The 23,265-nt window shown below is 63.3% G+C and carries 20 protein-coding genes; 10 read left to right on the top strand and 10 right to left on the bottom strand.

What is annotated here, in order from left to right; all coding sequences use genetic code 11:
* The first annotated feature begins 1,181 nt into the window (after nt 1-1,181).
* Complete coding sequence (gene xseA, locus K0F86_RS05360; protein ID WP_219133332.1) at nt 1,182-2,543, top strand: exodeoxyribonuclease VII large subunit; 1,362 nt, start codon at nt 1,182-1,184, stop codon at nt 2,541-2,543.
* A gap of 138 nt (nt 2,544-2,681) precedes the next feature.
* Here xseA and K0F86_RS05355 read toward each other — a convergent pair whose 3' ends face one another.
* The 6 genes from K0F86_RS05355 to K0F86_RS05330 all read right to left on the bottom strand — a co-directional run bounded on the left by K0F86_RS05355 (nt 2,682) and on the right by K0F86_RS05330 (nt 10,778).
* Complete coding sequence (locus K0F86_RS05355) at nt 2,682-5,132, bottom strand: TonB-dependent receptor (RefSeq protein WP_219133330.1); 2,451 nt, start codon at nt 5,130-5,132, stop codon at nt 2,682-2,684.
* Nucleotides 5,133-5,218: 86 nt separating this feature from the next.
* Nucleotides 5,219-6,292, bottom strand: a complete 1,074-nt coding sequence (locus K0F86_RS05350; protein ID WP_219133328.1) for an ABC transporter ATP-binding protein — start codon at nt 6,290-6,292, stop codon at nt 5,219-5,221.
* Nucleotide 6,293: 1 nt separating this feature from the next.
* Nucleotides 6,294-7,661, bottom strand: coding sequence for a GH1 family beta-glucosidase (locus K0F86_RS05345; protein ID WP_219133326.1), 1,368 nt, complete (start codon nt 7,659-7,661; stop codon nt 6,294-6,296).
* A gap of 32 nt (nt 7,662-7,693) precedes the next feature.
* Complete coding sequence (locus K0F86_RS05340) at nt 7,694-8,512, bottom strand: carbohydrate ABC transporter permease (protein ID WP_219133324.1); 819 nt, start codon at nt 8,510-8,512, stop codon at nt 7,694-7,696.
* On the bottom strand, nt 8,509-9,492 hold the full coding sequence (locus K0F86_RS05335; RefSeq protein ID WP_257571993.1) for a carbohydrate ABC transporter permease: 984 nt from the start codon (nt 9,490-9,492) through the stop codon (nt 8,509-8,511). Before K0F86_RS05335 ends, K0F86_RS05340 begins: the two co-directional genes overlap by 4 nt.
* Before the next feature lie 8 nt (nt 9,493-9,500).
* Nucleotides 9,501-10,778 carry an ABC transporter substrate-binding protein gene (locus K0F86_RS05330; RefSeq protein ID WP_219133323.1) on the bottom strand — a complete coding sequence of 426 codons (1,278 nt, stop codon included), beginning with the start codon at nt 10,776-10,778 and terminating at the stop codon, nt 9,501-9,503.
* Between the two features lie 390 nt (nt 10,779-11,168).
* Here K0F86_RS05330 and K0F86_RS05325 point away from each other — a divergent pair, with 390 nt between their 5' ends.
* The 4 genes from K0F86_RS05325 to K0F86_RS05310 all read left to right on the top strand — a co-directional run bounded on the left by K0F86_RS05325 (nt 11,169) and on the right by K0F86_RS05310 (nt 14,533).
* Nucleotides 11,169-12,188 (top strand): LacI family DNA-binding transcriptional regulator, encoded by a 1,020-nt coding sequence (locus K0F86_RS05325; RefSeq protein WP_219133321.1) that lies wholly within the window; start codon nt 11,169-11,171, stop codon nt 12,186-12,188.
* A 211-nt stretch (nt 12,189-12,399) separates the two neighbouring features.
* Entirely contained in the window at nt 12,400-12,978 is a 579-nt protein-coding gene (locus K0F86_RS05320; protein WP_096234329.1) for a superoxide dismutase, read from the top strand.
* 228 nt (nt 12,979-13,206) lie between these two features.
* Nucleotides 13,207-13,578, top strand: a complete 372-nt coding sequence (locus K0F86_RS05315; RefSeq protein ID WP_219133319.1) for a lysozyme inhibitor LprI family protein — start codon at nt 13,207-13,209, stop codon at nt 13,576-13,578.
* Nucleotides 13,579-13,657: 79 nt separating this feature from the next.
* Nucleotides 13,658-14,533, top strand: a complete 876-nt coding sequence (locus K0F86_RS05310) for a Kdo hydroxylase family protein (RefSeq protein WP_219133317.1) — start codon at nt 13,658-13,660, stop codon at nt 14,531-14,533.
* A gap of 7 nt (nt 14,534-14,540) precedes the next feature.
* On the opposite strand, the gene K0F86_RS05305 is transcribed toward K0F86_RS05310, so the two are convergent.
* Nucleotides 14,541-16,130, bottom strand: coding sequence for a CYTH and CHAD domain-containing protein (locus K0F86_RS05305; protein WP_219133315.1), 1,590 nt, complete (start codon nt 16,128-16,130; stop codon nt 14,541-14,543).
* 120 nt (nt 16,131-16,250) lie between these two features.
* On the opposite strand from K0F86_RS05305, the gene mgrA reads away from it, so the two are divergent.
* Nucleotides 16,251-17,291, top strand: a complete 1,041-nt coding sequence (mgrA, locus tag K0F86_RS05300) for an L-glyceraldehyde 3-phosphate reductase (protein WP_219133313.1) — start codon at nt 16,251-16,253, stop codon at nt 17,289-17,291.
* A 5-nt stretch (nt 17,292-17,296) separates the two neighbouring features.
* On the opposite strand, the gene K0F86_RS05295 is transcribed toward mgrA, so the two are convergent.
* The 3 genes from K0F86_RS05295 to K0F86_RS05285 all read right to left on the bottom strand — a co-directional run bounded on the left by K0F86_RS05295 (nt 17,297) and on the right by K0F86_RS05285 (nt 18,577).
* Complete coding sequence (locus K0F86_RS05295) at nt 17,297-17,785, bottom strand: DUF2244 domain-containing protein (protein ID WP_219133312.1); 489 nt, start codon at nt 17,783-17,785, stop codon at nt 17,297-17,299.
* 72 nt (nt 17,786-17,857) lie between these two features.
* Entirely contained in the window at nt 17,858-18,175 is a 318-nt protein-coding gene (locus K0F86_RS05290; RefSeq protein WP_219133310.1) for a hypothetical protein, read from the bottom strand.
* 66 nt (nt 18,176-18,241) lie between these two features.
* A complete protein-coding gene (locus K0F86_RS05285; protein ID WP_219133308.1) occupies nt 18,242-18,577 on the bottom strand; it encodes a hypothetical protein in 336 nt (111 codons plus the stop codon).
* Nucleotides 18,578-18,863: 286 nt separating this feature from the next.
* On the opposite strand from K0F86_RS05285, the gene K0F86_RS05280 reads away from it, so the two are divergent.
* The 4 genes from K0F86_RS05280 to K0F86_RS05265 all read left to right on the top strand — a co-directional run.
* The gene (locus K0F86_RS05280; RefSeq protein ID WP_219133306.1) at nt 18,864-19,181 is read left to right on the top strand and encodes a DUF4148 domain-containing protein; all 318 of its coding nucleotides are present in this window, start codon (nt 18,864-18,866) and stop codon (nt 19,179-19,181) included.
* Nucleotides 19,182-19,319: 138 nt separating this feature from the next.
* Complete coding sequence (locus tag K0F86_RS05275; RefSeq protein ID WP_219133304.1) at nt 19,320-20,732, top strand: efflux transporter outer membrane subunit; 1,413 nt, start codon at nt 19,320-19,322, stop codon at nt 20,730-20,732.
* A gap of 73 nt (nt 20,733-20,805) precedes the next feature.
* The gene (locus tag K0F86_RS05270; protein ID WP_152259113.1) at nt 20,806-21,312 is read left to right on the top strand and encodes a MarR family winged helix-turn-helix transcriptional regulator; all 507 of its coding nucleotides are present in this window, start codon (nt 20,806-20,808) and stop codon (nt 21,310-21,312) included.
* A 10-nt stretch (nt 21,313-21,322) separates the two neighbouring features.
* A partial coding sequence (locus K0F86_RS05265) for an FUSC family protein (protein ID WP_257571992.1) occupies nt 21,323-23,265 on the top strand: 1,943 nt, incomplete at its 3' end.

Here is a 23,265-nt window from a genome sequence, read left to right as displayed (position 1 = left end):
CCACACCGCGCGGCGAGCGGGCGCGGCCAGCGCACAGTTTTGCACACTTTGTGTGGATAAGATTGTGAGCAAGCATGAAGTCAAGAACGCAAGTCATTGATTTACATGACAATTATCATGCTGCGCAAAATACAGGCATAGCAGCTTATCGACAGTAGTCAATGTCAATAAATTAATAGTTACAGAGTTCTGCACATTTACTGTGGACAAGATTGTGTGCAAAGCCGAGGAATTCAATTAAGCCATTGATTTTAAAGGATATTAATTCAATGCGTAAAAAAGTGGCAGGCAGAGCTAAACAAGTGGCATTGCAAGCGTCAAAGTTCTGCACACAATCTGTGGACAAGATTGTGCGCAAGCGCAAGAATAGACGCCAAGTACCTTGATTTATATCGTTTTTATTTCCCTGCATAAAAATATAGCAGGGCGTGAAAAACGGAGGTTTTCATGCCAAAAACCATCGTCAAACAATACTTTTCCACCGAGAATGCAGTTCCACACATAAAGTGTGGATAAGATTGTGAGCAAGCCGATTGACTCCATGCAAGACCCTTGATTTAAAAGGAGTTTTTTTCAATGCTTAAAAATAAGGCAGCGATGCTGCCTGTGCATGCAGTGGAAAACCCGGACAAACCACGAAACGGTTTATGCAGTTTTGCACACATTCTGTGGATAAGATTGTGAGCAAGGCGTACACCTTGATGCTACACCCTTGATTTATATGGTTATTTTTATGCTGCGCAAAATTCAGGCAAGCCATGCCATGGCCGTTTCAGCGGATCATTCACGCGCCGGCTCCGAGTTCTGCACATTTTTTGTGGATAAGATTGTGCGCAAGGCCATGCATGCGATACTAAGCGCTTGATTCCTATGTACTTTATTTCCGTGCGCAAAAATGTGGCAAGGCATTTTCTTTTACCGAAAGGGGCCTGTCCGGCAACAATTGTCCAAGGCAAAAAGTTCCGCACACTTTCTGTGGATAACTTTGTGCGTAAGTGACAGGGGCTGCACTGATGTGCTTGATATTAAAGGTTTTTTTCCCTGTGCACGCAAATCAGGCATACGGGAATTCTGCATGAAATCAAATACTTAGAAATAGAACTTGTTGTTTTGCGCGATATATGACATAAGCATGACCTCGCCGATAATATGTGGACAGCTTGCTTCTTTCCCCTTGCCTGATGATGAACGACTCCCCGACTGACAGCGGCTTTGCCGCCCCGCCCGTGCTGACCGTCAGCGCCCTGAACCAGGCCGTCGCGCGCCTGCTCGAACGCTCGTTTCCCCTGACCTGGATCGCCGGCGAGATTTCCAACTTCACGCGCGCCGCCTCCGGCCACTGGTACTTCACCTTGAAAGACGATGGCGCCCAGGTGCGCGCCGTGATGTTCCGCGGCCGTGCCCAGTTTGCCGGCTTCACGCCGCGCGAAGGCGACAAGGTCGAGGTGCGCGCCCTCGTCACCCTGTACGGCGCGCGCGGCGATTACCAGATCAATGTGGAAGCCATCCGCCGCGCCGGCGTGGGCGCCCTGTATGAAGCGTTCCAGCGCCTGAAAGAAAAACTGGCGGCGCAGGGCCTGTTCGACCAGGAACGCAAGCGCGCCATCCCCATGTTCGCGCGCAGCATCGGCATCGTCACCAGCCCGCAAGCGGCCGCCCTGCGCGACGTCCTGATCGCGCTCAAGCGCCGCGCGCCGCACGTGGGCATCATCCTGTATCCGACGCCCGTGCAGGGCCAGCAGGCGCCGGAAAAAATCGCGCACGCCATCCGCACGGCATCCACAAGGGCCGAGTGCGACGTGCTGCTGGTGTGCCGTGGCGGCGGCAGCATCGAGGATTTATGGTCATTCAACGATGAAGGCGTGGCGCATGCGATCGCCGACTGCTCCATGCCCGTGATCAGCGGCGTGGGCCACGAAACGGATTTCACCATCGCCGACTTCGCGGCCGACCTGCGCGCGGCCACGCCGACGGCGGCGGCCGAACTGGCGGCCACGCCGCGCGCCGACTGGCTGGCCTCCCTGCGCGCCGACGCGACCGACCTGCGCCGCGCCATGCGCCGCCGCCTCGACGATGCGGCGCAGACGCTGGACCGCCACAGCCGCCGCCTGCTCAACCCGAAGGCGCAGCTGCAACAGCAGCGCTTGCAGCTGCTGGCCCTGTCCACGGCCATGACGCATGCGGCGCGCGCGCCCCTCAGCCAGTCGCAGTACGCGCTCGAACGCCTGCGCAACCGCTGGGCGGCCTTGCGGCCCGACGTCACGGCGCCACGCGCCCGCCTGGTGGAAATGCAGCGGCGCGGCGGCGCGGCCATGGCGCAGCTGGTGACGCAGCGGCGCCACCGCCTCGACGGCCTGGCGGCGCAACTGGAACTGTTGAATCCCCAGCGCACGCTGGAACGCGGCTACGCGATTTTGTGCGACGAAAAGGGAAACATCGTGCGCTCGCCGGCGCAGCTGCAGGCGCGCCAGAACGTCAACGTGCGCCTGGCCGAAGGCAGCGCGCAGATCGGCATCGCCAGCGTGCAAGCCACTTTGGAATAAAAAAGGCCGGGTGTCGTCACCCGGCCAAAACATACTACTGAGAGCTGCCAAATACTGTTTATGTAACCCCAGAAGCAAACCCCGGGGTCGGACCCTCAGGGTCCGACCCCGGCTCTTTTGCCGTTGGGGTTAACAACATCAGAACTTCATCGACACGCGCGCGCCCACCGTGCGCGGCGCGTTGTAGAAGGCGCCGTAGATCTGCTGCGTCGGCTGGCATGGCATGCCCACGTCCGTGCAGATTTCATTGACGTCCAGCTTGACCGCCTTGTCCGTGGCGTTCTGCACGAACGCTTCCACCGTGTACGCCTTGTTGGCCGGCTGGAAGCGCAGGCTCAGGTCCAGGGTCGTGTAGGCTTCCTGGCGCTTGACGCCCGCGTGGCCCGGCACGTCGCCGTTGAACGCGCCCGCGCCCACGTACGACATGGTTTCATAGTGCACCGAGGCGCGCGGCGTCAGCTGGCCGCCGGCGACGGCGAAATCATGCTCGTACTGGACGGTCGTGGAAAACTTCGGCGCATGCTTCATGGTGCTGCCGCCCACGTTCACCAGAGGCGCCGTCGAGCCGCAGGACTGGCCATTCGCGCGCGCCGCATCGACGTCGCACGACATGAAATCATCGTACACGGCTTTCAGCCAGGTGGCGTTGCCAGTCAGGCGGTCGACCTTCGTTGGCCGCCACACCCATTCCGCTTCCAGGCCCTTGACGGTGGCGCCGGCCGCATTGAAGTTGGCCAGCACGCTGTTGACCACCTGCGATTCGAGCTTGTCCTTGTACTTCATCAGGAAGGCATCGAGGTTCAGCGTCAATTCGCGGTTCAGCAAGTCCGACTTGAAGCCGATTTCATAGCTGGTCAGCTTTTCCGGCTTGGTGGTGGCGCCGCCGTCGCCGATGGCCGGCGAATGGAAGCCCGTCGTCACGGAACCGAACAGCAAAATGTCGGGGCGCAGCTTGTACTCGATGCGGCCCAGCCAGGTGGCCTGGCCGTATTTCAGGTCGGCCGTATTGTCGCCCGGCGTATTGCCGCAGGCGGCGGCCGTGATGGCACCGCCTGGTCCGATATTGTGCGTATTGGCCAGGCCCGTGCCGGGCGTGACCAGCTGGCGCAGCTGGTCGGCAGTGAGGACCGTGGTGCCCAGCGGCGTGTTCGCGGGCCAGTTCGGGCAGGCCCAGTTCTGGCCGCCGATATCGAATTTATGGTCCTGCGTGTAGCGCGCGCCGGCCGTCAGCTTGATTTGATCGGTGACTTGCTGGCTGACCTGGCCGAACACGGCCTTTGATTTGAGCTGGCGGTCGCCCTGGATGAAGGACATGGCCGAGGCATACTGGCCCACGGTGGGCTGCACGAAGATCACGGCGCCGTTGGCGATATCCTGCTGCACGGCCGCCTGCGAAATCTGGCTGCGGTCGATATCGAAGCGCACCTTGTTCTTTTCATTGAAGAGGAACAGGCCGGCCACCCACTGGAACGGCGCATCGTCGTCCGAACGGGCCTGCAGCTCGTGCGAATAGCTGTCGAACTGCGCCCAGTCGGTGCGGTTTTCCGACTTGAAGCCGGGGAACAAGCCCGCATCGGCATCGTTGCTGTTCTGGCGCTTGTAGCGGCTCCAGCTGCCCAGGTAAGTGAAGTCCAGCGCCTCCGTCGGCTTGTAATTGAGCTTGCCCTTGTAGGTCAATATCGACTGGTCCAGCGTGCCCGGCGTGTCGATCAGGGCCGAGCGCAGCTTCTCGCCCGGCTTCGGTTCGGCCGCCAGGTAGACGTTGCCCGCGCCCTGGTCGAGGAAGTAATCGGCGATGAAGGTGCCGCGCAGCTGCGGCGTGAACTTCCACAGCAAGGAGGCGCGCACGCCCATCTGGTCGCCGGCGCCATACTTGGCCGTGCCCGGCATGACGTTCGAGCCGCGGCGGAAATCCACCGTGCCGTCATGGCTGTCCTTGATGGCGGCGATGCGCAGCGCCACGTCATCGGAAAACGGAATATTGAGCATGCCCTGCGTCTGCAAATGGCGGTAGTCGCCCACCGTGATGCCGGCCGAGCCCATGAACTTGGCCGTGCTCGGCGCGGCCGACACGAGGTTGACGGCGCCCGCCGTCGAATTGCGGCCATTCAGCGTGCCTTGCGGACCACGCGCCACCTCGACGTGACTCAAGTCATACATCAGCGCCGTGGCGCCCTGGGGCCGCGGCGAATACACGCCGTCGACATAGAAGGCGACGGCCGGGTCGCCCAGCTCCGTGTGATTGGCCGAGCCGACGCCGCGCATGTAGACGTGCACGCCGCCCGAATCGCCATGCTGCTCGACGACGAGGCTGGGCACCATGGTGGCCAGCGAGGCCAGATCTTTCACTTGATTGTTTTGCAGGGTGTCCTGGTTGAAGGCGGTGACGGCCAGCGGCGTCTCCTGCACGAAGGTGTTGCGGCGCGTGGCCGTGACGACGATGCGGTCCATCTGCTCGGCGGCCGGTTTTGCCGCGTCAGTGGCTGCTGTGTCCTGTGCCAGCGCGGCGCCGCTGCCCAGCAAAATGAACTGGGCGAAGGTCGCATGCGCCAGGCTGAGGGCGATGGTGTTGCGTTTGAGCTGCTGCATTGTTGTTGTCTCCTGTACCGCTGGTTGAATGATGATCACATAGCTCTTTGGCTATTGCTGCACATTTTTTGGGTGTCAATCTGAAGTCATGTCGCCTCCGTGCGGGGTCTATGGGTAGCCACGGCGCGCCCGGCCGTGTCGAATAAAAAGGCATGGCCTTCTTCAGGTGCGAAGCCGATGGCGCTGCCCTGCGCCAGCGCATGGCGCGCCTCGCCGTGCAGCTTGATGGCCACCGCGTGCGGGCCGCCGTCGATGCGACTGTCGAGCGTCGCGTGAATGATTTGCGCATCGCCCAACTGCTCGATCAGGGTGACCGTGGCGCCATAGCCCTCGCTGTGCGGCACCAGGCGCAGGTGCTCCGGGCGTATGCCGACCAGCATGCCCGCCGCGCCGCCGAGCTGGCCAGCCAGGGCCGGGACGGCGGCGCACGGCAAAAAGTTCATGCGCAGCGCGCCGATGAAGCCGGCCACGAACTGGCTGGCCGGATGGCGGTACAGGGCCAAAGGCGCGCCCACCTGCTCCAGGTGGCCGCCGTGGAAGACGGCGACCCGGTCGCCGAGGGTCATGGCTTCGACCTGGTCGTGGGTGACATAGATCATGGTGGTGCCCAGTTCCTGGTGCAGCTTGGCCAGCTCGATGCGCGTCTGCACGCGCAGCGAGGCGTCGAGGTTGGACAGCGGCTCGTCAAACAAAAACACCTTGGGCTGGCGCACGATGGAGCGGCCGATGGCCACGCGCTGGCGCTCGCCGCCCGACAAGGCCTTGGGTTTGCGGTCGAGCAGGTGCGTGATCTGCAAAATCTCCGCCACCTTGCCGACGGCGGCGCGCACTTCAGCCTCCGGCTTGCCGGCCAGTTTCAAGGCAAAGCCCATGTTGTCGCGCGCCGTCATGTGCGGATACAGGGCGTAGCTCTGGAAGACCATGGCGATGCCCCGTTCGGCCGGCGCCACGTCGTTGGCCAGCAGGTCGCCGATGCGCAGCTGGCCCGCGCTGATGTCTTCCAGTCCCGCGATCATGCGCAGCAGGGTCGACTTGCCGCAGCCGGACGGTCCCACGAAGACCATGAATTCGCCGTCATGGATATCGAGGTCCAGGCCCTTGACGATTTCCGGGCCGTCGCCGTAGGTCTTGCGGATGCCGCGCAGGGAAATGGCGGCCATCTCAGTGCTCCCCGACCAGGGCAACGGCATGGGACGCACGCTGGGCGATAATAAAATCGCGGTACCACAGGGCGCTGTCCTTGAAGCTGCGCTGCTGCGTGGCGTAATCGACGTACAGCATGCCGAAGCGCTTGGCGTAGCCCGAGTTCCACTCGAAGTTGTCCATCAGGCTCCAATAGAAATAACCGCGCACGTCGATGCCCTGCGCGATCACGGCGCGCAAGGCGTCCAGATGCAGCTGCACATATTCGATGCGCGGCTCGTCGTGGATCTTGCCGTCGACGGGCTTGTCGGCGACGGCCATGCCGTTTTCCGTGATGTAGACGGGCGGCAGCCGGTATTCGCGGTGCAGGCCCACCAGCAGCTCCGTCAAGCCTTGCGGATAGGTTTCCCAGCCCATGTCGTTGACACCGAGCTTGCATTCGGGCTTGCGCGGCGGCGTCTCGGCGCTCATGAAAGCACGCGTGTAGTAGTTCACGCCGAGGAAATCGATGGGCTGCTTGATATCTATGAAATCGTTTTCAAAGATAGCCAAAGCAGAAGCATCTGGGTGTTTCAGGGCCAGCGCCGGGTAGCGACCCTTGAAGATGGCGTCCATATACCACTGCACCGAACGCGCATATTCGAGTTCGGCCAGCTCGCGGTCTTGCGCGCTGTCGGTGGCCGGCGTGGCCGTCCATTGATTGAGCACGATGCCCAGTTTCGCCGGCACATTCACGGCGCGCATCGCCTGCATGGCCAGGCCGTGCGACAGCAGCAAGTGGTGCGACACTTGCACGGCGGCGGCCGGATCGGCCATGCCGGGCGCGAACTGGCCCGTGCCGTGGCCCAGCACGGCCGTGCACCACGGTTCATTGTGCGTGGCGATGCTGGCGACCTGGTGGCCGAAGCGGCGCGCCACCTCGGCCGCGTAGACGGCGAAGTGGTAGCAGGTGGCGCGATTGAGCCAGCCGCCCTCGTCCTGCAAGGCTTGCGGCAAGTCCCAGTGGTACAGGGTCAGATGGGCATCGAGTCCCTTGGCGGCCAGCGCGTCGAGCAGGCGCGCATAAAAGTCGAAGCCGGCCTCGTTCCAGGCGCCGGAACCCGTCGGTTGCACCCTCGACCAGGACATGGAAAAACGGTAGGCGTTCACGCCCAGGCTGGCGATCAGCTCCACGTCCTCGACGTAGCGGTGATAGTGGTCGCAGGCCACGTCGCCATTGCTGCCATCGATGATCTTGCCGTCCGTGTGGCTGAAGGTGTCCCAGATGGACGGGCCGCGGCCGTCGATGGCGGCGGCGCCCTCGATCTGGTAAGCGCTGGTGGCCACGCCCCAGGTGAAGGTGGCGGGAAAGTTAATGTCAGTATCGTCGTTATGCATGGTGGTCATGTCAGTGTGAGGGGTTGAGATAAATGTGTGGATCAGCCTTTGACGGCGCCCTGGGTCAAGCCTTCGATGAGGCGCTTCGAGGCGACAAAAAACATCAGCAGCAGCGGCAGCACGGCAATCGCGGCGCCCGTCATCAGCGCGCCCCACTCCGTGTTGTTCGGCGCCTGCATGCTGCGCAGGGCCAGCGGGATCGTGTAGTTCTCGACCGAGCGCATGACGACCAGCGGCGTGATGAAATTGTTCCACGAGTTGATGAAGGTGATCAGGCCCAGGGTACCCATGGCGGGACCGATCAGCGGCAGCACGACTCTCCAGTAGATGGCGAATTCACCGCAGCCGTCGATGCGCGCCGCCTCGATCAAGTCCCTCGGAATGGCCGTGCCGATGTACTGGCGCATGAGGAAAATACCCAGCGCGCCGGCCGCTCCCGGCACGTACAGGGCGCGCGGCTGGTCCAGCCATCCGAGGAAATCCATCAGCATGAAGGTGGGAATCATGTTCATGAAGGACGGGATGATCATCGACGCCATCACCAGGGTGAACAGGGGCCGCTTGAAGCGGAACTCGTACATGGCGAACGCATAGCCGCCCAGCGAGCAAAAGAACAAGGTCAGGGCCGTGGTCATCAGGGCCACGTACAGGCTGATGCCGATATTGCGCCAGAACGGCAGGCGCTCCTGCAGCAATTCCAGGTTGTGCAGCAGGGCCGTGCCGAACCAGCGCGGCGGCGGCAGGCTGTAGATCTCGGCGCTCGTGTGCGTGGCGAAGACGAACATGAAGTAGAACGGCGCGACCATGATCAGGGCGCCGATGGCCACCATGGCATAGGCCGTCCAGCGGGTAGTTTTCATTTTGCCTCCCTACGCTCGTTGCGGCTGAAGATGCGGTTGTTCACCCAGGTGGTGCTGGCGATGATGAGGAACAGCAGCCAGGAAATGGCCGATGCCGTGCCGAAGTCACCCGAGGAAAACGCCGTCTTGTACACGAAGATGGCCGTCGTCATCACCGACTGGCTCACGCCGCTCGATTCGGCCACCAGCACGAACGGTTCCTCGAACAGCTGCAGATTGCCCATGATGGTGAGTGTCACGGCCAGATAGATCATGGGGCGCAGCTGCGGCAGGGTGATGTACCAGAATTGCTGGCGTTTCGAGGCGCCGTCGATGGTGGCCGCTTCATATAAATCCTTGGGGATGACCTGCAGCGCGGACAGGTACAGCACCAGGTTCCAGCCCAGGTAGCGCCAGAAGATGACGAAGGCGACGGCCGGCTTGATGAACAGCGAGCTGCCCAGCCAGTCGATCGATTCGGCGGGGAACAAGCCGCCTATTAGCGGCAGGCCGGCGCACCATTGGATCAGCACATTGATCTGGCCATAGTCGCGCGAGAACAGGGTGTTGAAGACCATGGCGATAGCCACGCTGGAGGTGATGAACGGTAAAAAGTAAATGCCGATCACCAGGTTGCGCGAGCGCTTGAAGCTGTTGTGGATGAAGGCCGCCAGCGGGATGGCCACCAGGTGCTGCGGCACGCCCGAGGCCAGTGCCAGCCAGACGGTATTGCCCAGCGAGCGCAAAAACCACGGGTCGCTCAAGGCATACTTGTAGTTGTCCAGCCCCACCCACTGCATGGCTTCCACGCCGCTGGCCGCTTCCCACTGGTTGAACGACAAATAGATGGAAAACAGCAGCGGGAACAGGCTGAAGACGGCGAACAGGATGAAGAAGGGGCTGATGAAAATATACGGCGCCCACTGTTTCATGTTGAAGCGTTTTTTGGCGGGCCGCGCCGGGATGGACCCGGTTTCGGCGCATTGCATGGTCGTATTCATGCCGCTTCCTAGCGCCGCGCGCGGTGGGTGATCAGGGCCTTGGCGTCGGCCAGCGCCGTCTTGATATCCTTGTTTTGCGCCAGCACGCTTTCCAGTTCCATGTTGACGATGTCGCGCGCCACGGCGTCGAACTTGTCGACGCGGATGACGGGAATCTTCGCCGCCGTGTCGCGCGCCAGCAGGCGCGTCTTCTGGCCGCCGAAGTACGCTTGCGGCTCGTCCATCATCGGGTCCGCATACGCCGCCGTCAATGCAGGGAAGGCGCCGATCTCTTTCAGCGAGTGCAGCTGGATATCCTTGTTCACGGTCATGAACTTGATGAATTCCCAGGCCTGGGGTTTATTCGCGGCCTTTTTCGGGATGCCGTAGAAGGAGCCGCCGTACGACGCCAGCGCGCCGGCCGGCAGGTTCGCCGCGCGCCACTGGCCGGAGGAAGCCGGCGCCAGCCACTTGGCCAGGTGGCCGCTGAGCCAGGAACCCATCATCTGGCTGGCCACCTTGTCGCGTTTAAAACCTTCGGCCCACTCGCCCGTCCAGGCCACGGTGCGCGCATCGATGCCAGCGATCCTGGCCGCCTTGGCCAGTTCGAACGCCTTGACGAAACGGGGCGAGTCGACCAGCACCTGCCCCTTGTCGCCAAAGTAAATGCCTTCGCCATCTTTCAAATTGGCGCGGATAACGATGTCGGCCAGGTCGCTGGCGCCGGCCAGCAGATAGGTGCCCGTTGCCGCCTTGAGCTTCTTGCCGGCGGCGATGTAGGACTCCCACGAAGCCGTCAGATCGCTTTCCTTGATGCCCGCCTTGTCCATCAAGTCCTTGCGGTAAAACAGGGTGCCCGGCCCCAGATCGGCCGGCATGGCGCCCAGGGTGCCGCGCGAACTGGTGGCCTGGACGAAGGTGAACGGCACGAACCGGGCGCGGTACTGCCCTGCCCCGTAAGGCGGCTGCAGCAAGTCTTCCATGCCCTTCGACTCGGCGAAGCTGCCCACGTAGCGGAAGTCGATGGCCATCACGTCGGGCAGGCGCGCGCCGGCCGCCAGCGCCGTCGTCATCGAGTTATGGTGGTCGTCGATCTGCAGGCTGACCAGCTTGACCTTTACTTGCGGATACAGCTTTTCCCACAGGGGCAAGGCCGTCTTGACGGCGCGGTCCAGGTCGGGGAACGAGGCGACAGTGATGGTCGCCGGGGCCAGCGCCGGCAAAGGCGGCGCGACAGGGGCGGCGGCCACGCCAGCGGCCAGGGTCAGCGCGGCCAGGGGGGCGGCGCCAAGGATGCTTGACTTCATTATTTCATCTCCGTTTATTGAGCGTCTTCTATCTTGAAAACGTTTTCACAACATGTGTCCATTTAACACCGCAAAGAAAATCAAGTCAACCGAAAAAGTTGTCATTTTTATTGAGGGTGGCGTGGAAAACTGCACGCCGTGGCGCGGGTTCTCCTATGAAAAAGTGCAAAAATTCGTCATTTGAGCCGCCGTTGTTTTTTGTGAAAACGTTTTCAAGCGTAGGTCGGGTTAGCGCGCAAGCGCGTAATCCGACGTGCACGGCCAACAATATGTCGGGTTACGCCCGCAGGGCTAACCCGACCTACGGGCCCGTGGGCATTTATGGTAACCTTTCGATGAAAAGGTTTTCAGAGCACTGACAACCAGCCATCTTGATACCCAGGAATCACCTTGAACGATAGCGCCCACGCTGCTCCCCCCTCCACCCTGCTCGACGTGGCCCGTCAGGCCGGCGTGTCGCCCAGCACAGTCTCGCGCATCCTGAACGGCACGGCCAGGGTGTCCGACGACAAGCGCGACGCCGTGTTGGCGGCGATTGCGCACATGAAATTTGCGCCGAACCAGATGGCGCAAGGCTTGAAGAAGGGACGCTCGATGACCATCGGCATCGTGGTGCAGGATATTTCCAGCCCCTTCTTCGACGAAAGCCTGCGCGGCGTGGACGATGGCTTGAAAGACACGGGCTACGCGTCCGTGATCGTCAGCGGGCACTGGAATGCGCAGGAAGAGGCCGACCGCATCCGCCTGTTGCTGGCGAGGAAGGTCGACGGCATCATCCTGCTGTCCGGGCGCATCTCGGACCAGAGCGTGCTCGATTTTTCGCAGCAACGGCCCATCGTCTCGACGGGCCGCCTGCTGGCGACGAAAAACGCCATCGGCTTCAAGCTCGACAACGAATACGGTGCCTACCTGGCCGTGCGCCACCTGGTGGAACTGGGCCACCGCCGCATCGCGTTTGTTGCCGGCCCCGCCAACAACACGGATGCGGCCGAACGGCTGACCGGCTACCAGCGCGCGCTGCGCGAAGCGGACATCGCCATCGATCCGAAGCTGATGGTGGAAGGTGATTTCCACGAAGCCAGCGGGATGCTGGCCATGAACCATTTATTTGATACGCAGCAGCAATTCAGCGCCGTCTTCGCCGCCAACGACCTGTCCGCCTACGGCGTGCGCCTGTGTTTGTACCGCAAGGGCATCCGCGTGCCCGACGACATCTCGCTCGTCGGTTTCGATGACTTGCCCGGCTCGTCCTACACGACGCCGCCGCTGACGACCATCCACCAGCCCCTGTACGACATCGGCCGCATCGCCACCGAAGCGCTGCTGGGACTGATCAATAACGAAGCCGTGCAGGCGGCCATTCCGCCGCTGGAACTGATCGTCAGGGAAACCACGCGGCGCATCCGGTAAGGCTTGCGGATGGGAACTTTTCCACCCGATTCAAGCTAAACGAGAATCACTACGCCAACGACATCCGCGACGCGTGTGGGAATCTGCAGCAATGGCGCATCCGCTTTACAATAGTGGCTCGTTCAGCAAGAATGCTTGGTTCAAGCACGCAAGGCTCAACCCTCCGGCCCAGGCCGGAAGACTCCGAACACTCACCATAAAGGGACATCACATGGAACATACTCTGCCACCACTGCCGTATGAAATGGACGCTCTGGCGCCGCATATTTCGAAAGAAACCCTGGAATACCACTATGCCAAGCATCACCAGGCGTATGTCACCAACTTGAACAACCTGATCAAGGGTACCGAGTTCGAGAACCTGTCGCTGGAAGACATCATCAAGAAATCGTCGGGCGGCATCTTCAACAATGCAGCGCAAGTATGGAACCACACCTTCTACTGGAACGGCATGAAGCCGGCCGGCGGTGGCGCTCCTACCGGTGCCGTGGCTGACGCGATCAACGCCAAATGGTCGTCGTTCGACAAGTTCAAGGAAGAATTCACCAAGTCGTGCGTGGGCAACTTCGGTTCGGGCTGGACCTGGCTGGTGCAAAAAGCCGACGGTTCCGTCGACATCGTCAACACCTCGAACGCCGGCTGCCCTTTGACCACCGGCGACAAGCCGCTGCTGACCTGCGACGTCTGGGAACACGCTTACTACATCGACTACCGCAACCTGCGCGCCAAGTACGTGGAAACGTTCTGGGGCCTGGTCAACTGGGAATTCGTTGCCAAGAACTTCGCGTAAGCGGTTCCTGACAACGTAAACCGGACACGCCTGCGCCGCAGTGACGTGTCTTGGAAGAAAGCCTGCGCTTGCGAGCGTGGGCTTTTTTTATGTCTCAGCAGAAAGTACATGCGGGCAGCACACACTGGTCAGACGAACAAGATCCGCATGCGCGATGTTATAAGATACGCAAGCGCACTCCCGTGCTTGCCGGCCAGCCTCGCCGCCATCCCTTGCTGAAAGAAAACAATGAAAAAAATCATGCTTGCCCTGCTCGTCCTTGCCTCCGGTTCCGCCTTCGCCAACTCGGCCTGCGACACGCCGCGCAACGACTTCGACGGCCTGTATTGCCTGAACAAGGTGTACCAGGAAGCGGACAAGGAACTCAACGCCAACTACAAAAAACTGAGCTCCCAGCTCGATGCCGGCGGCAAGCAAAAGCTGAAATCGGGCCAGCTGGCGTGGATCAGCAACCGCAACCAGAACTGCTCCAAACGCGAAGCATCGGACTTCTATGTCAACCTCGATTGCGCCACCCGGACCACCATCGAACGCGCGCAATTCCTGCAAGACCGCGTGCGCGAATGCGTGAGTGGCGGCTGCCAGAACAGCAAACTGTGATGTAAGTCTGCGCCAGCGCAAACGCAAGCGGGCGGCAGGCACCCATACTGACCGCTCCGATTTCTTTCCCGTTTGCGCCATGAGCAAACTCATCGACATTCCCCTGCGCCACTGGGACGCCAGCGGCAGCGCGGCGCAGCAGGCGGCGGCGCTGCAGGCACTCGAAGACGGGCAAATCGTGCTGCTGCCCGCTCTGGGCTTTCCCCTGCAACAGGACGAGCATGCCCTGCTCGACGGCGCTGTGGGTAGCGCCAGCAGCGCCAAGAACATCAGCTGGGAAGCGGCGCGTGGCGTGCGCGGCCACGGCGATGCCTGCGATGCGTCCCTGCTGGCCGCGCTGATGCAGCGCTATGCGGGGCACACGCAGCGCTTGCTGGCCGGCTTGCTGCCTGGCTATGCTCCCCATCTGCAGCAAGGCAAGGGCAGCTTTCGCCCCGTGGAAATCGCCGGCCGGGCGACCTCCTGGCGCAAGGACGATACGCGCCTGCATGTCGACAGCTTTCCCTCCGCACCCACGCAAGGCCGGCGCATCCTGCGCGTCTTCACCAACATCCACCCGCGCGACGCTCCCCGCGTGTGGAAACTGGGCGCGCCATTCGAGCAGGTGGCGCGGCATTTCTTACCCGTCGCGAAGCGTCCGCAACCCGTGCTGGCGGCGCTGCTGCAATGGCTGCGCATCACGAAGTCGCGGCGCACGGCCTACGATCACTACATGCTGCAGCTGCACGACGCCATGAAGGCCGATCTCAATTACCAGGCGCAGGTGGAGCAGCAAACGCATGCGTTCGCGCCGGGCCAGACATGGATCGTCTTCAGCGACGCGGTATCGCACGCGGCCCTGCGGGGACAGCATGCGCTGGAGCAAACCTGGCTGCTGCCCGTGCGCGCCATGGCCGCGCCCTACAAGTCGCCGCTGGCCATCCTCGAGCGCCAGTTGCAACGCCCGCTGGCCTAGACCAGGCTCAGGCCGGCAAGCGGGCCGCCTTGAAGCGCCGCCAGGCCTTGTGCATGCGGCCATCGCTGCCTTCCGCCTGCGCGCGCGCCGCCAGATAGCCGCGGATGAAGGCCGCGTGCAGCCGCAGCCCGTCCTGGGCGGACTGGTTGGCCTGGTCGGCCTGGCCAGTCTGAACTTCGGGCAATTGCAGCAGCAGCCGGTCGGCCACCTGCACATCGTTGAGCCAGCCCAGTTCATCCTGCAACGCCGACAGCCGCCCCACATAGGGCTTCACGGCCCGGCCCGCAAACAGCGAGGCAAAAAATTCCGTCGCATACCGCGTCTTCTTGGCGGCGATGCGCACCTGGTGGCGCTGCTGCGGCGTGGCATGCAGCAGGCGCTTGCCGCGCTTCATCAGGCGGCGCTGGTCCTTGCGCAGGGTAGCACGGGCAAACGGCGACACGCGCGCGTCCAGGCGCCGCAATTGGCGCATGGAGCAACCGTCGCGCCAGGCGCGCGCCTGCAGCCAGCGCTGCACACCCAGCATGCAAGCCGTGTAGCGCGCCGAGGTAACGGCCTGGGCCGCTTGTTGGTGCTTGAGGCGCGCCTGCGCGTGCGCCGCCTCGGCCAGCGCCGCCGCATCGGCCTGCGCCTCGCCATCGAGCCGCGCCAGGGTATTGCCAGCGAGCACATCCCAGTCGCGCGCCTCGCCCAACGCGCCGCTCAGCCAGTCGAGTTCGCCCTTCAGGGCATCCGGCAGCGCCAGCAGGGACTTGAACATGCCCAGCGCCGAACGCAGACGGCGCAGTCCCACGCGCATCTGGTGCACGCTTTCCACATCCTCGCCCGCCGCCACGCCATCCTGGTTGCCGCTGACTTGCTCCAGGCAATTGCCGGTGATGGCCAGGAACACCTGCTCCACCGACATCGCCGCGTCCAGCGCCAGCGGCTGCGCCTTGACCGCCTGCAGAGGCTGCGACGCCGCGAGACGGTAACCGCGTTCCGCCTTGCTCATGTGGCCCAGCTGCAGCGGCACTTCCTGCAGCAGCGCCAGCGCCACGTCGAACAGGCTGGCGGCTTGCCCTTGCTTCAATTCCAGTTCGATCTCGCTGACGGGCACGCTGCGTATGGCACCATCGGCACCGTCCGCACCGCTTTCAATGACACCCTGGTCCAGCACGCATTCGATCTGGTCGCCCTGTGGCGTGCGCAGCTGCCATACGGTGCGCTCGATGCGCGTGGTAAACACGGGCTGCAAGGCGTCGCGAACAGTGTCCTGGCGCAGCAGCGCGCGGATCGGCTGCTTGCGGCCGATGGCCGAGTCGAGCGCGGCGAGATCCGGCCGCGGCCCCGGCACGTCGCCCTCCCATTCGTGGCGGCTGTGCAAGCCGCCGTTGACCGTGCCGCCCGCCTTCAGGGTTTGCACCCAGTGTCCGTCCACCTGGCGCACGCGCAAGCCGGCATGGTGGCGGCATAGCTGCAAATCGGGCGTATCGACATAGATATCGTGCATCTGCAGCACCTGCACCTCACCTTGCGCAGTCTGCGCCAGCAGCGGGTGGGCGCGCAGACGGGGCACGTCTTGCGGCGCCAGCAACAATTTCAATTCGATTTCCATGTCCGCTCCTTGCGAGATTCCTGAACGCCCATTGTAAGGCGCGTCCCGCCGCGCGCAAGGCGCACGCACGCACACCTTGATTTTGCGCCAAAATAGGCGATTCATTGACAAGGAGATGCCATGACCTACCACGCCGCCGAGAACCGCTACGACAGCATGCAATACCGCACATGCGGGCGCAGCGGGTTGAAACTGCCGCTGCTGTCGCTGGGCCTCTGGCACAACTTCGGCGACAGCAACAATCTGGCGTCGCAGCGCGACATGCTGCGCACCGCGTTTGACCTGGGCATCACGCATTTCGACCTGGCGAATAACTACGGCCCGCCGTATGGCAGCGCGGAAAGCAATTTCGGCAAATTGCTGCGCGACGATTTTTTACCGTACCGCGATGAACTGATCATTTCCACCAAGGCGGGCTGGGACATGTGGCCCGGTCCGTACGGCCAGGGCGGTGGCTCGCGCAAATACGTGCTGGCCAGCCTGGACCAGAGCTTGCGGCGCCTGGGCCTCGATTACGTCGACATCTTTTACTCGCACCGCTACGACGCCGACACGCCGCTGGAAGAAACCATGGGCGCGCTGGCCACCGCCGTGCAGCAGGGCAAGGCCCTGTACGTGGGCCTGTCGTCGTATTCGCCGCAAAAGACGGCCGAGGCGGCCGCCCTGCTGAAAGAGTGGAAAGTGCCGTGTCTGATCCACCAGCCGGCCTACAACATGCTCAACCGCTGGATCGAGGAAGACGGCTTGCTCGATACCCTGCAAGAGCAAGGCATGGGCTGCATCACGTTCACGGCGCTGGCGCAGGGGCTGCTCAGCGACAAATACCTGGACGGCGTGCCGCAGGATGCGCGCGTCAACCGCCCTGGCGGCGGCTCGCTGCTGCAAAAACACCTGAGCGCGGAAAACCTGGCCCGCGTGCGTGCGCTGAACCAGATCGCCGCGCAGCGGGGGCAAACGCTGGCGCAAATGGCGCTGGCCTGGGTGCTGCGCGATCCGCGCGTCACCTCGACCCTGATCGGCGCGAGCAGCAGCGCGCAAATCCGCGAAAACGTGGCAGCGCTGCAGCAATTGTCGTTCACGGCCGACGAGCTGGCCGCCATCGACATACAGGCGCGCGAAGGCCATATCAATCTGTGGGAAGGCCCGTCGCGGGCCGTGTAAGGCGTTCAAAGTGGCGCTGGCGGCGACATGGGCGGTGGCAGCAGGGCCAGCAATTCCTGCGCCACCTGCCGGCGCCGTTCGGGCGTGGCGTACACGCCCACGTCCACCTGCGCGCCGCCAGCGCCGCTATCCTTGATGTGTATCAACTGGCGCGGCCCTTGCGGCATAGCGATGCGCGTGCGCCACGGAGAAAAGTGGTGGCGCCGGCAGTGGCCGGCGCTGACCTGTTCGATGATCAGCTCGCCGTCGCGCAGGGCGATGTGCTCATAGTCGCGCGCATGGCGCAGGTAATGCAGCAAGGCGATGGCCACCAGGCCCAGTTCGGCGAACGAAAAGACGGGAATGATCCAGAGACCGCGCAGCGCAAAGGCGGCGGCAATGACCAGAGAAAACAGGCATAGCAAACCATAGGCGCGCAGCAACTGGCGCGCCGTCAAGGCACTGTGGCGCGCCAGCAGCCATTGCGGCTGCTCGCGCGAGTGATCGCGTGGCATGGCACCTCCCGCACTATCGCTCCATCACCCTATCAACCCTATCGCCGCGGCGGCGGCCAGCTCACGCCCGGCTCAGGCGCCCATGCGCACCAGTGCATGGCCCACATGCTGCCACCAGTGATCGCGCGACTTGACCTGCTTCAGGCAAGACGTGTCGATTTCCGCAGGGAAGACGCGATCCTGGCACGCCTTCGTTTCCAGCGCATAGCGCTGGTTCTCCGCCGCCGCCAGGGCCACGACGAGCCAGAACGCCAGCGCCAGCAACACCACCAACACACTCCAGGCCAGGTGATTGGTATTACTTTTTTCGCCAAAAAACTCGCGCGGCCGCGTCTCGCGGTACATCGACATCACGTCTTTTTCTTTCTCTTCCGACATCTGCGTTTGCATCCTCTGACATCCTATCCTGTGCCGGCCGGCTGGCCATGGCGGCGCGCACGCCGCCTTGCCTGCATTTTACGCTGATGGCGCAGGAGGGGCGGTAATTCGTGGCGGCAATTCCCCTTCGCCCTCCTCTGCCGGCGGCACGGGCGCCAGGCTTTCCACATGGTCGACATCGATGTCGCCGCCATCGGGTGACGCGGTGTGCGGCTCCACGCCGGCCCGCTCGCCCGTGCCGGCCGCATCGCTGTCGTTATCGAGCTCTTCCGCATCCTGGCCAGGCACGCCCTGCATGTCGCTGCCGCTGTCGGAACTGTCGCTGGGCCCCAGCGCTCCCTTGCCATGGCCGCTGCCCAGCACGCGGTCGGGCGTGACGGGCAAATTGTCCGGATCGAGTGTGCTGCTGCTCATGGCTGACTCCCGTTAACAAAAAAACCAGCTTACTCCCCTGGCCTGACCAGCGGCGCACGCCTGCACGGCATTTTCCCCGAGGGAAATGCGGCATCGCACAACTATTTTCAGAAAGTACTTCACAAATGTACTATTCATTGCTATAGTTAATTCAAGTAAGCATCTTCTCATCCAGAAATTGCTTCATCGGCGGCACGGCGCCCACCAGCGCCTTGCCACCGAACCGACCGGTACGTGGCGATCCGGCCCATCCACCCAGCCATCATGCACATATTGGAGTCTTATCATGCAAGCCAAATCACTCATCGCAGCATTGTTTGCCATCACCACCGCCACCTCGGCTTTCGCCCAAAGCGCCGTGCCTGCCGCTGCCAGCCAGCAACTCACACGCGCCGACGTCACGGCCGAATACGTCCGTGCCCGCAACGCCGGCGAAATCGCCACCAGCGAAGTCGACTACCCGAAAATGCCGGCCACCGCCGCCAGCAAGGTGACGCGCGAGCAAGTCATGGCCGAGTTCTACGCCGCCCGCAAGGCTGGCCTGATCCCGCAAACGGAAGCGGACTTTGATGTCGCGCAAACCACCAAGCACGTCGTGAAATAAGAAACCAGTCAGCCGGTTTCAGTCAATCAGCAAAACATCTCAGTTGCGGCGCAGCACTCGGGCCACTCCCGAAGCTCACCGCGGCGAGCTGTGATACCCCAGCAGCCCCCCCCAACATATCTCTCCCGGAGTCCCTGCATGTCCCTGCACCGCCGTTTGCTTGCCGCCAGTCTGATCCTTGCCTTGAGCGCTTGCGCCGACATGGGCCATATCGCGCCGCAATCGGCCATGCTCGACGCCAACAAACTGCAGGCCAGCCAGGCCATGGATGCCGCCGCCAGCGCCGCCATACAATGGCCGCGCGCGCAATGGTGGCAAGACTTGCACGATCCCCAGTTGAACCGCCTGATGGAGCAGGCGCTGGCCGACAGTCCCACCCTGCGCGGCGCCCAGGCGCGCGTGCGCCAGGCCGAGGCGCTGGCCGGCGCGGCGGAAGACAAGACCCGCCCGCAGGCCGACGCATCCGTCTCCATCAACCGCGAACTGTATTCGCAGCACGGCAGCACGCCAGCGCCGCTGGCCGGCAATTACGCCTGGCGCAACCAGGCCACCGTCACGGCCTCGTACGACCTGGACCTGTGGGGCCGCAACCGCGCCGCCCTGTCCGCCGCCCTGGGCGACGTGCAACTGGCGTCGGCCGAATCGCAGATGGCCCGCCTGGCCCTGGAAACGGCGCTGGTGCGCACCTACATCCAGCTGTCGTATGAATTCCAGCTGCAGGACGTGATCGAACGCAGCCTGGCGCAGCGCGCCCGCATCCTCGACATCACGCGCCAGCGCAAGGCGGCCGGCATCGGCACCGATATTGACGTGGCGCAGATCGAAACCACCTTGCCGGCGGGACGCCGCCAGCTGGAACAGTCGGCCGAGTCGCTGGCCCTGCTGCGCAACCAGCTGGCCGCGCTGGCGGGCAAGGGTCCGGCCGCCGGTGCGGCGCTCACGCGCCCCGTGCTGCGCCTGGACCAGCCGCTGGCCATTCCCGCCGCCCTGCCGGCCGACCTGATCGGCCGCCGTCCCGACATCGCCGCCCAGCGCTGGCGAGTCGAAGCGGCGGCACAGCGCATCGACGCCGCCAAGGCCGAGTTCTACCCGAACGTCAACCTGGTGGCCTTTGCCGGCTTCCAGGCCTTCGGTTTCAGCCATTTTCTGGATGCCAACTCGGACATCCGCGGCATCTCGCCCGCGCTGAGCCTGCCCATCTTTGCCGGCGCCCGTTTGCGCGCCCAGCTGGGCAGCCAGACGGCCGTGTACGACGGCGCCGTGGAACAGTACAACGCCACCGTCATCAACGCCATGTCGGACGTGGCCAACGCCGTCACCCGCGCCCAGTCGCTGGCCAAACAGCACCAGTTGACCGTGCAGGCGCTGGCCACGGCGCAGCGCGCGCGCGACCTGGCGGAAAAGGCCTACAAGGCGGGCATGAGCGACGCCATCGCCATGCTCAACACGCAAGTGGCGCTGCTGGCGGAAGAACAGCAGCAGGCGCAAAATGGAGCGCGCGAACTCGATCTGTACGTTTCCTTGATGAATGCATTAGGAGGCGGCATCTAGGCTTGCAATCCTGGTATTGCACTAGCTCAACAAGATACAATCGGAACTTTATTCACACATGAAGGAATATGCCATGACCGCTTTTGACGCCACCTCCAAGCGGCTGCAAAACATCCGCACGCGCATGCCAGGCTTCCCCATGGAACTGATGCGCCTGTTGCGCATGACGTACCACATTCAAAAAGGCATGAAGGACTTGACCAATGCCGCGCTGAAAAAGCACGACCTGGTCGATGCCAGCTACATGGTGCTGGCCGTGCTGTACGGCACGGACGACGAAACCTCGAACGCCTGCACCCTGGGCATGGCGTGCCATGAAAAGCCGGCCAACCTGACGCGCGTCTGCAACGACCTGGAAACGCGGGGCCTGATCCACCGCGGCACGCGCCCCGGCGACCGCCGCTCGGTGATGATCTCGCTGACCGACAAGGGCCGCGCCCTGATCGAAACGGCGCTGCCCGACGTGTACCAGGAAACCTCGGCCCTGTACGAGGGTTTTACGGAAGAAGAGCTGCAAGTGCTCGACAAGCTGTACGTGCGCCAGTTGCGCAACCTGAATAATCTCAACAACCAGAACTGATAGCCTATCGATGACGCCAGCCACAACACCTACATATGGCCCCCTGAGCCGGGCGGCCCACTGGCTGGCGCTGGCGCTGCAGGACTGGCGCACGACGGAAGGCGAACGCTGGATCTACGTCGGCAAGACCCTCATCGCCGCGTTCTGCGCGCTGTGGCTGGCCTACCGCCTGGGACTCGACTCGCCCAGCACGGCGATGACCACCACCATCATCCTGGCCCTGCCCAGCAGCGGCATGGTGCTGGAAAAAAGTTTTTACCGCCTGTGCGGCACCCTGCTCGGCTGCCTGGCCGCGCTGACCCTGATCGGCCTGTTCCCGCAGCAGCCCGTGCTGCTGTTCGCCGGCCTGGCCCTGTGGGTGGGCCTGTGCACGAGCGGCTCGGCCCTGCACCGCAACGCGCAATCGTATGTGTACGTGCTGGCCGGCTACACGGCCTGCATGATCGTGCTGCCCGCCATCGAGCAGCCGATGCAGGTGTTCTCGCTGGCCGTCACGCGCGTGGCCGAAGTGGGCCTGGGCATCATCTGCTCGGCCGTCGTCTCCAGCGTGCTGCTGCCGCGCCACCAGGGCACGCAGGTGATGCGCTCGGTGCAGGCGCGCTATGGCAAGTTCCTCACCTTTTGCCATGACGTGCTGCAGCAAAAGCTCACGCCGGCGCAGGTGGAACTGACGCATTTGCAGTTTGCCGCCGACGTGGCGGCGCTGGAACTGGGCCGCTCGGCCGCGCTGTTCGAAGTGACCAGCAAAGTGGGTCACGTGCGCGCGCAAAACCGCAAACTGCACGCCTTCAACGCCACCTTCATGACGGCGCTGACCACCTTCTATACCTTTCACCGCCTGTTCGACCGCCTGCAGCGCGATGGCGAAACCCAGGTCATGCAGGCATGCGCGCCCCTGTACGCCATCGTCGCCGAGGCGCTGCAAGCGACGCCTTCGCAAGACTCGCTCGACACCATGCAGCGGCACCTGCAAGCGGCGCTGGCGCTGGCGCGCGCGGACATCGATAGCGCGACCATCGTGCATGCGCAGCGCATCGACTTCGACACCGTCTGCGAGTTGCTCGAGCGCTTCGCGCGCGACATGAGCCGCTTTCACGAAGTGTATTTCAGCCTCGTGCATGACACGCCGCTCGACGTCAGCACGCCGCAGGCGTATGCGCCGAAGACGCCGCCCGCGCTGGTCATCGCCAGCGGCGCGCGCGCGGCCATCAGCCTGGCCCTGCTGGCGCTGGGCGCCTACTTCCTGGCCTGGCCCTACGCCAGCACGGCGATGCTGATGGCGGCCGTGTTCTGCGCGCTGGCCTCGTCCTCGCCGCGCCCCATCATGATGATCCGGCAAGTGCTGACGGGCTTTTTGATCGCCATGCCGCTATCGCTCGTCTGCGTGTATTTCGTGCTGGTGCACGGCGACGGCTTCCCCATGCTGGTACTGAGTTTTGCGCCGTTCCTCGCCGTCGGCCTGTATCTGATGACCAATCCCGCCAAGCTGGGCGTGGGCCTGGGCGTGTCGACCTTCATCACGCAGATGGCGCCGACGAACGTGATGCATGTCGATGGCGCGGCCTTTTTGAACACGGGCATGGCGCTGATCGTCGGCCTGATGCTGGCCGCCCTCGTGTTTGCCGTGCTGCTGCCCGAGCACACGATGGGCCACAAGGACCACATCGGCCGCGCCCTGTGGCGCGAAGCGCTGCATGCGTGCACGGCGCCCGCGCGAAGAGTCAAGCATCGTTTCGACAACCGCGTGCGCGACTTGCTCAGCCAGCTCAATGCGGCGGCCGGACCGGCGCCGGGCGAGGCCACGCGCGCCGTCGTGCGCCAGGCCCTGACCCTGCTGGAAATCGGCCACTCCGTGATCGAACTGCGCGAACTGATCGCGACCGCCCGCCCGGGCGCCACGCGCCACGCGCTGCAGCAGTGCGTGGAGCACATCGCCGGCTGGCTGCGCACGCG

Origin of the sequence: Janthinobacterium sp. UMAB-60 (assembly GCF_900095235.1) — a bacterium.
Taxonomy (GTDB): domain Bacteria; phylum Pseudomonadota; class Gammaproteobacteria; order Burkholderiales; family Burkholderiaceae_D; genus Janthinobacterium.
The sequence above is the reverse complement of the archived record's forward strand: the minus strand, read 5'-3'. Positions and strand labels throughout refer to the sequence as shown.

Coding starts and splice junctions, on each gene's coding strand:
- xseA (WP_219133332.1), top strand. CDS start 1,182: ATGATGAACGACTCCCCGACTGACAGCGGCTTTGCCGCCCCGCCCGTG.
- K0F86_RS05355 (WP_219133330.1), bottom strand. CDS start 5,132: ATGCAGCAGCTCAAACGCAACACCATCGCCCTCAGCCTGGCGCATGCG.
- K0F86_RS05350 (WP_219133328.1), bottom strand. CDS start 6,292: ATGGCCGCCATTTCCCTGCGCGGCATCCGCAAGACCTACGGCGACGGC.
- K0F86_RS05345 (WP_219133326.1), bottom strand. CDS start 7,661: ATGACCACCATGCATAACGACGATACTGACATTAACTTTCCCGCCACC.
- K0F86_RS05340 (WP_219133324.1), bottom strand. CDS start 8,512: ATGAAAACTACCCGCTGGACGGCCTATGCCATGGTGGCCATCGGCGCC.
- K0F86_RS05335 (WP_257571993.1), bottom strand. CDS start 9,492: ATGAATACGACCATGCAATGCGCCGAAACCGGGTCCATCCCGGCGCGG.
- K0F86_RS05330 (WP_219133323.1), bottom strand. CDS start 10,778: ATGAAGTCAAGCATCCTTGGCGCCGCCCCCCTGGCCGCGCTGACCCTG.
- K0F86_RS05320 (WP_096234329.1), top strand. CDS start 12,400: ATGGAACATACTCTGCCACCACTGCCGTATGAAATGGACGCTCTGGCG.
- K0F86_RS05315 (WP_219133319.1), top strand. CDS start 13,207: ATGAAAAAAATCATGCTTGCCCTGCTCGTCCTTGCCTCCGGTTCCGCC.
- K0F86_RS05310 (WP_219133317.1), top strand. CDS start 13,658: ATGAGCAAACTCATCGACATTCCCCTGCGCCACTGGGACGCCAGCGGC.
- K0F86_RS05305 (WP_219133315.1), bottom strand. CDS start 16,130: ATGGAAATCGAATTGAAATTGTTGCTGGCGCCGCAAGACGTGCCCCGT.
- mgrA (WP_219133313.1), top strand. CDS start 16,251: ATGACCTACCACGCCGCCGAGAACCGCTACGACAGCATGCAATACCGC.
- K0F86_RS05295 (WP_219133312.1), bottom strand. CDS start 17,785: ATGCCACGCGATCACTCGCGCGAGCAGCCGCAATGGCTGCTGGCGCGC.
- K0F86_RS05290 (WP_219133310.1), bottom strand. CDS start 18,175: ATGCAAACGCAGATGTCGGAAGAGAAAGAAAAAGACGTGATGTCGATG.
- K0F86_RS05285 (WP_219133308.1), bottom strand. CDS start 18,577: ATGAGCAGCAGCACACTCGATCCGGACAATTTGCCCGTCACGCCCGAC.
- K0F86_RS05280 (WP_219133306.1), top strand. CDS start 18,864: ATGCAAGCCAAATCACTCATCGCAGCATTGTTTGCCATCACCACCGCC.
- K0F86_RS05275 (WP_219133304.1), top strand. CDS start 19,320: ATGTCCCTGCACCGCCGTTTGCTTGCCGCCAGTCTGATCCTTGCCTTG.
- K0F86_RS05270 (WP_152259113.1), top strand. CDS start 20,806: ATGACCGCTTTTGACGCCACCTCCAAGCGGCTGCAAAACATCCGCACG.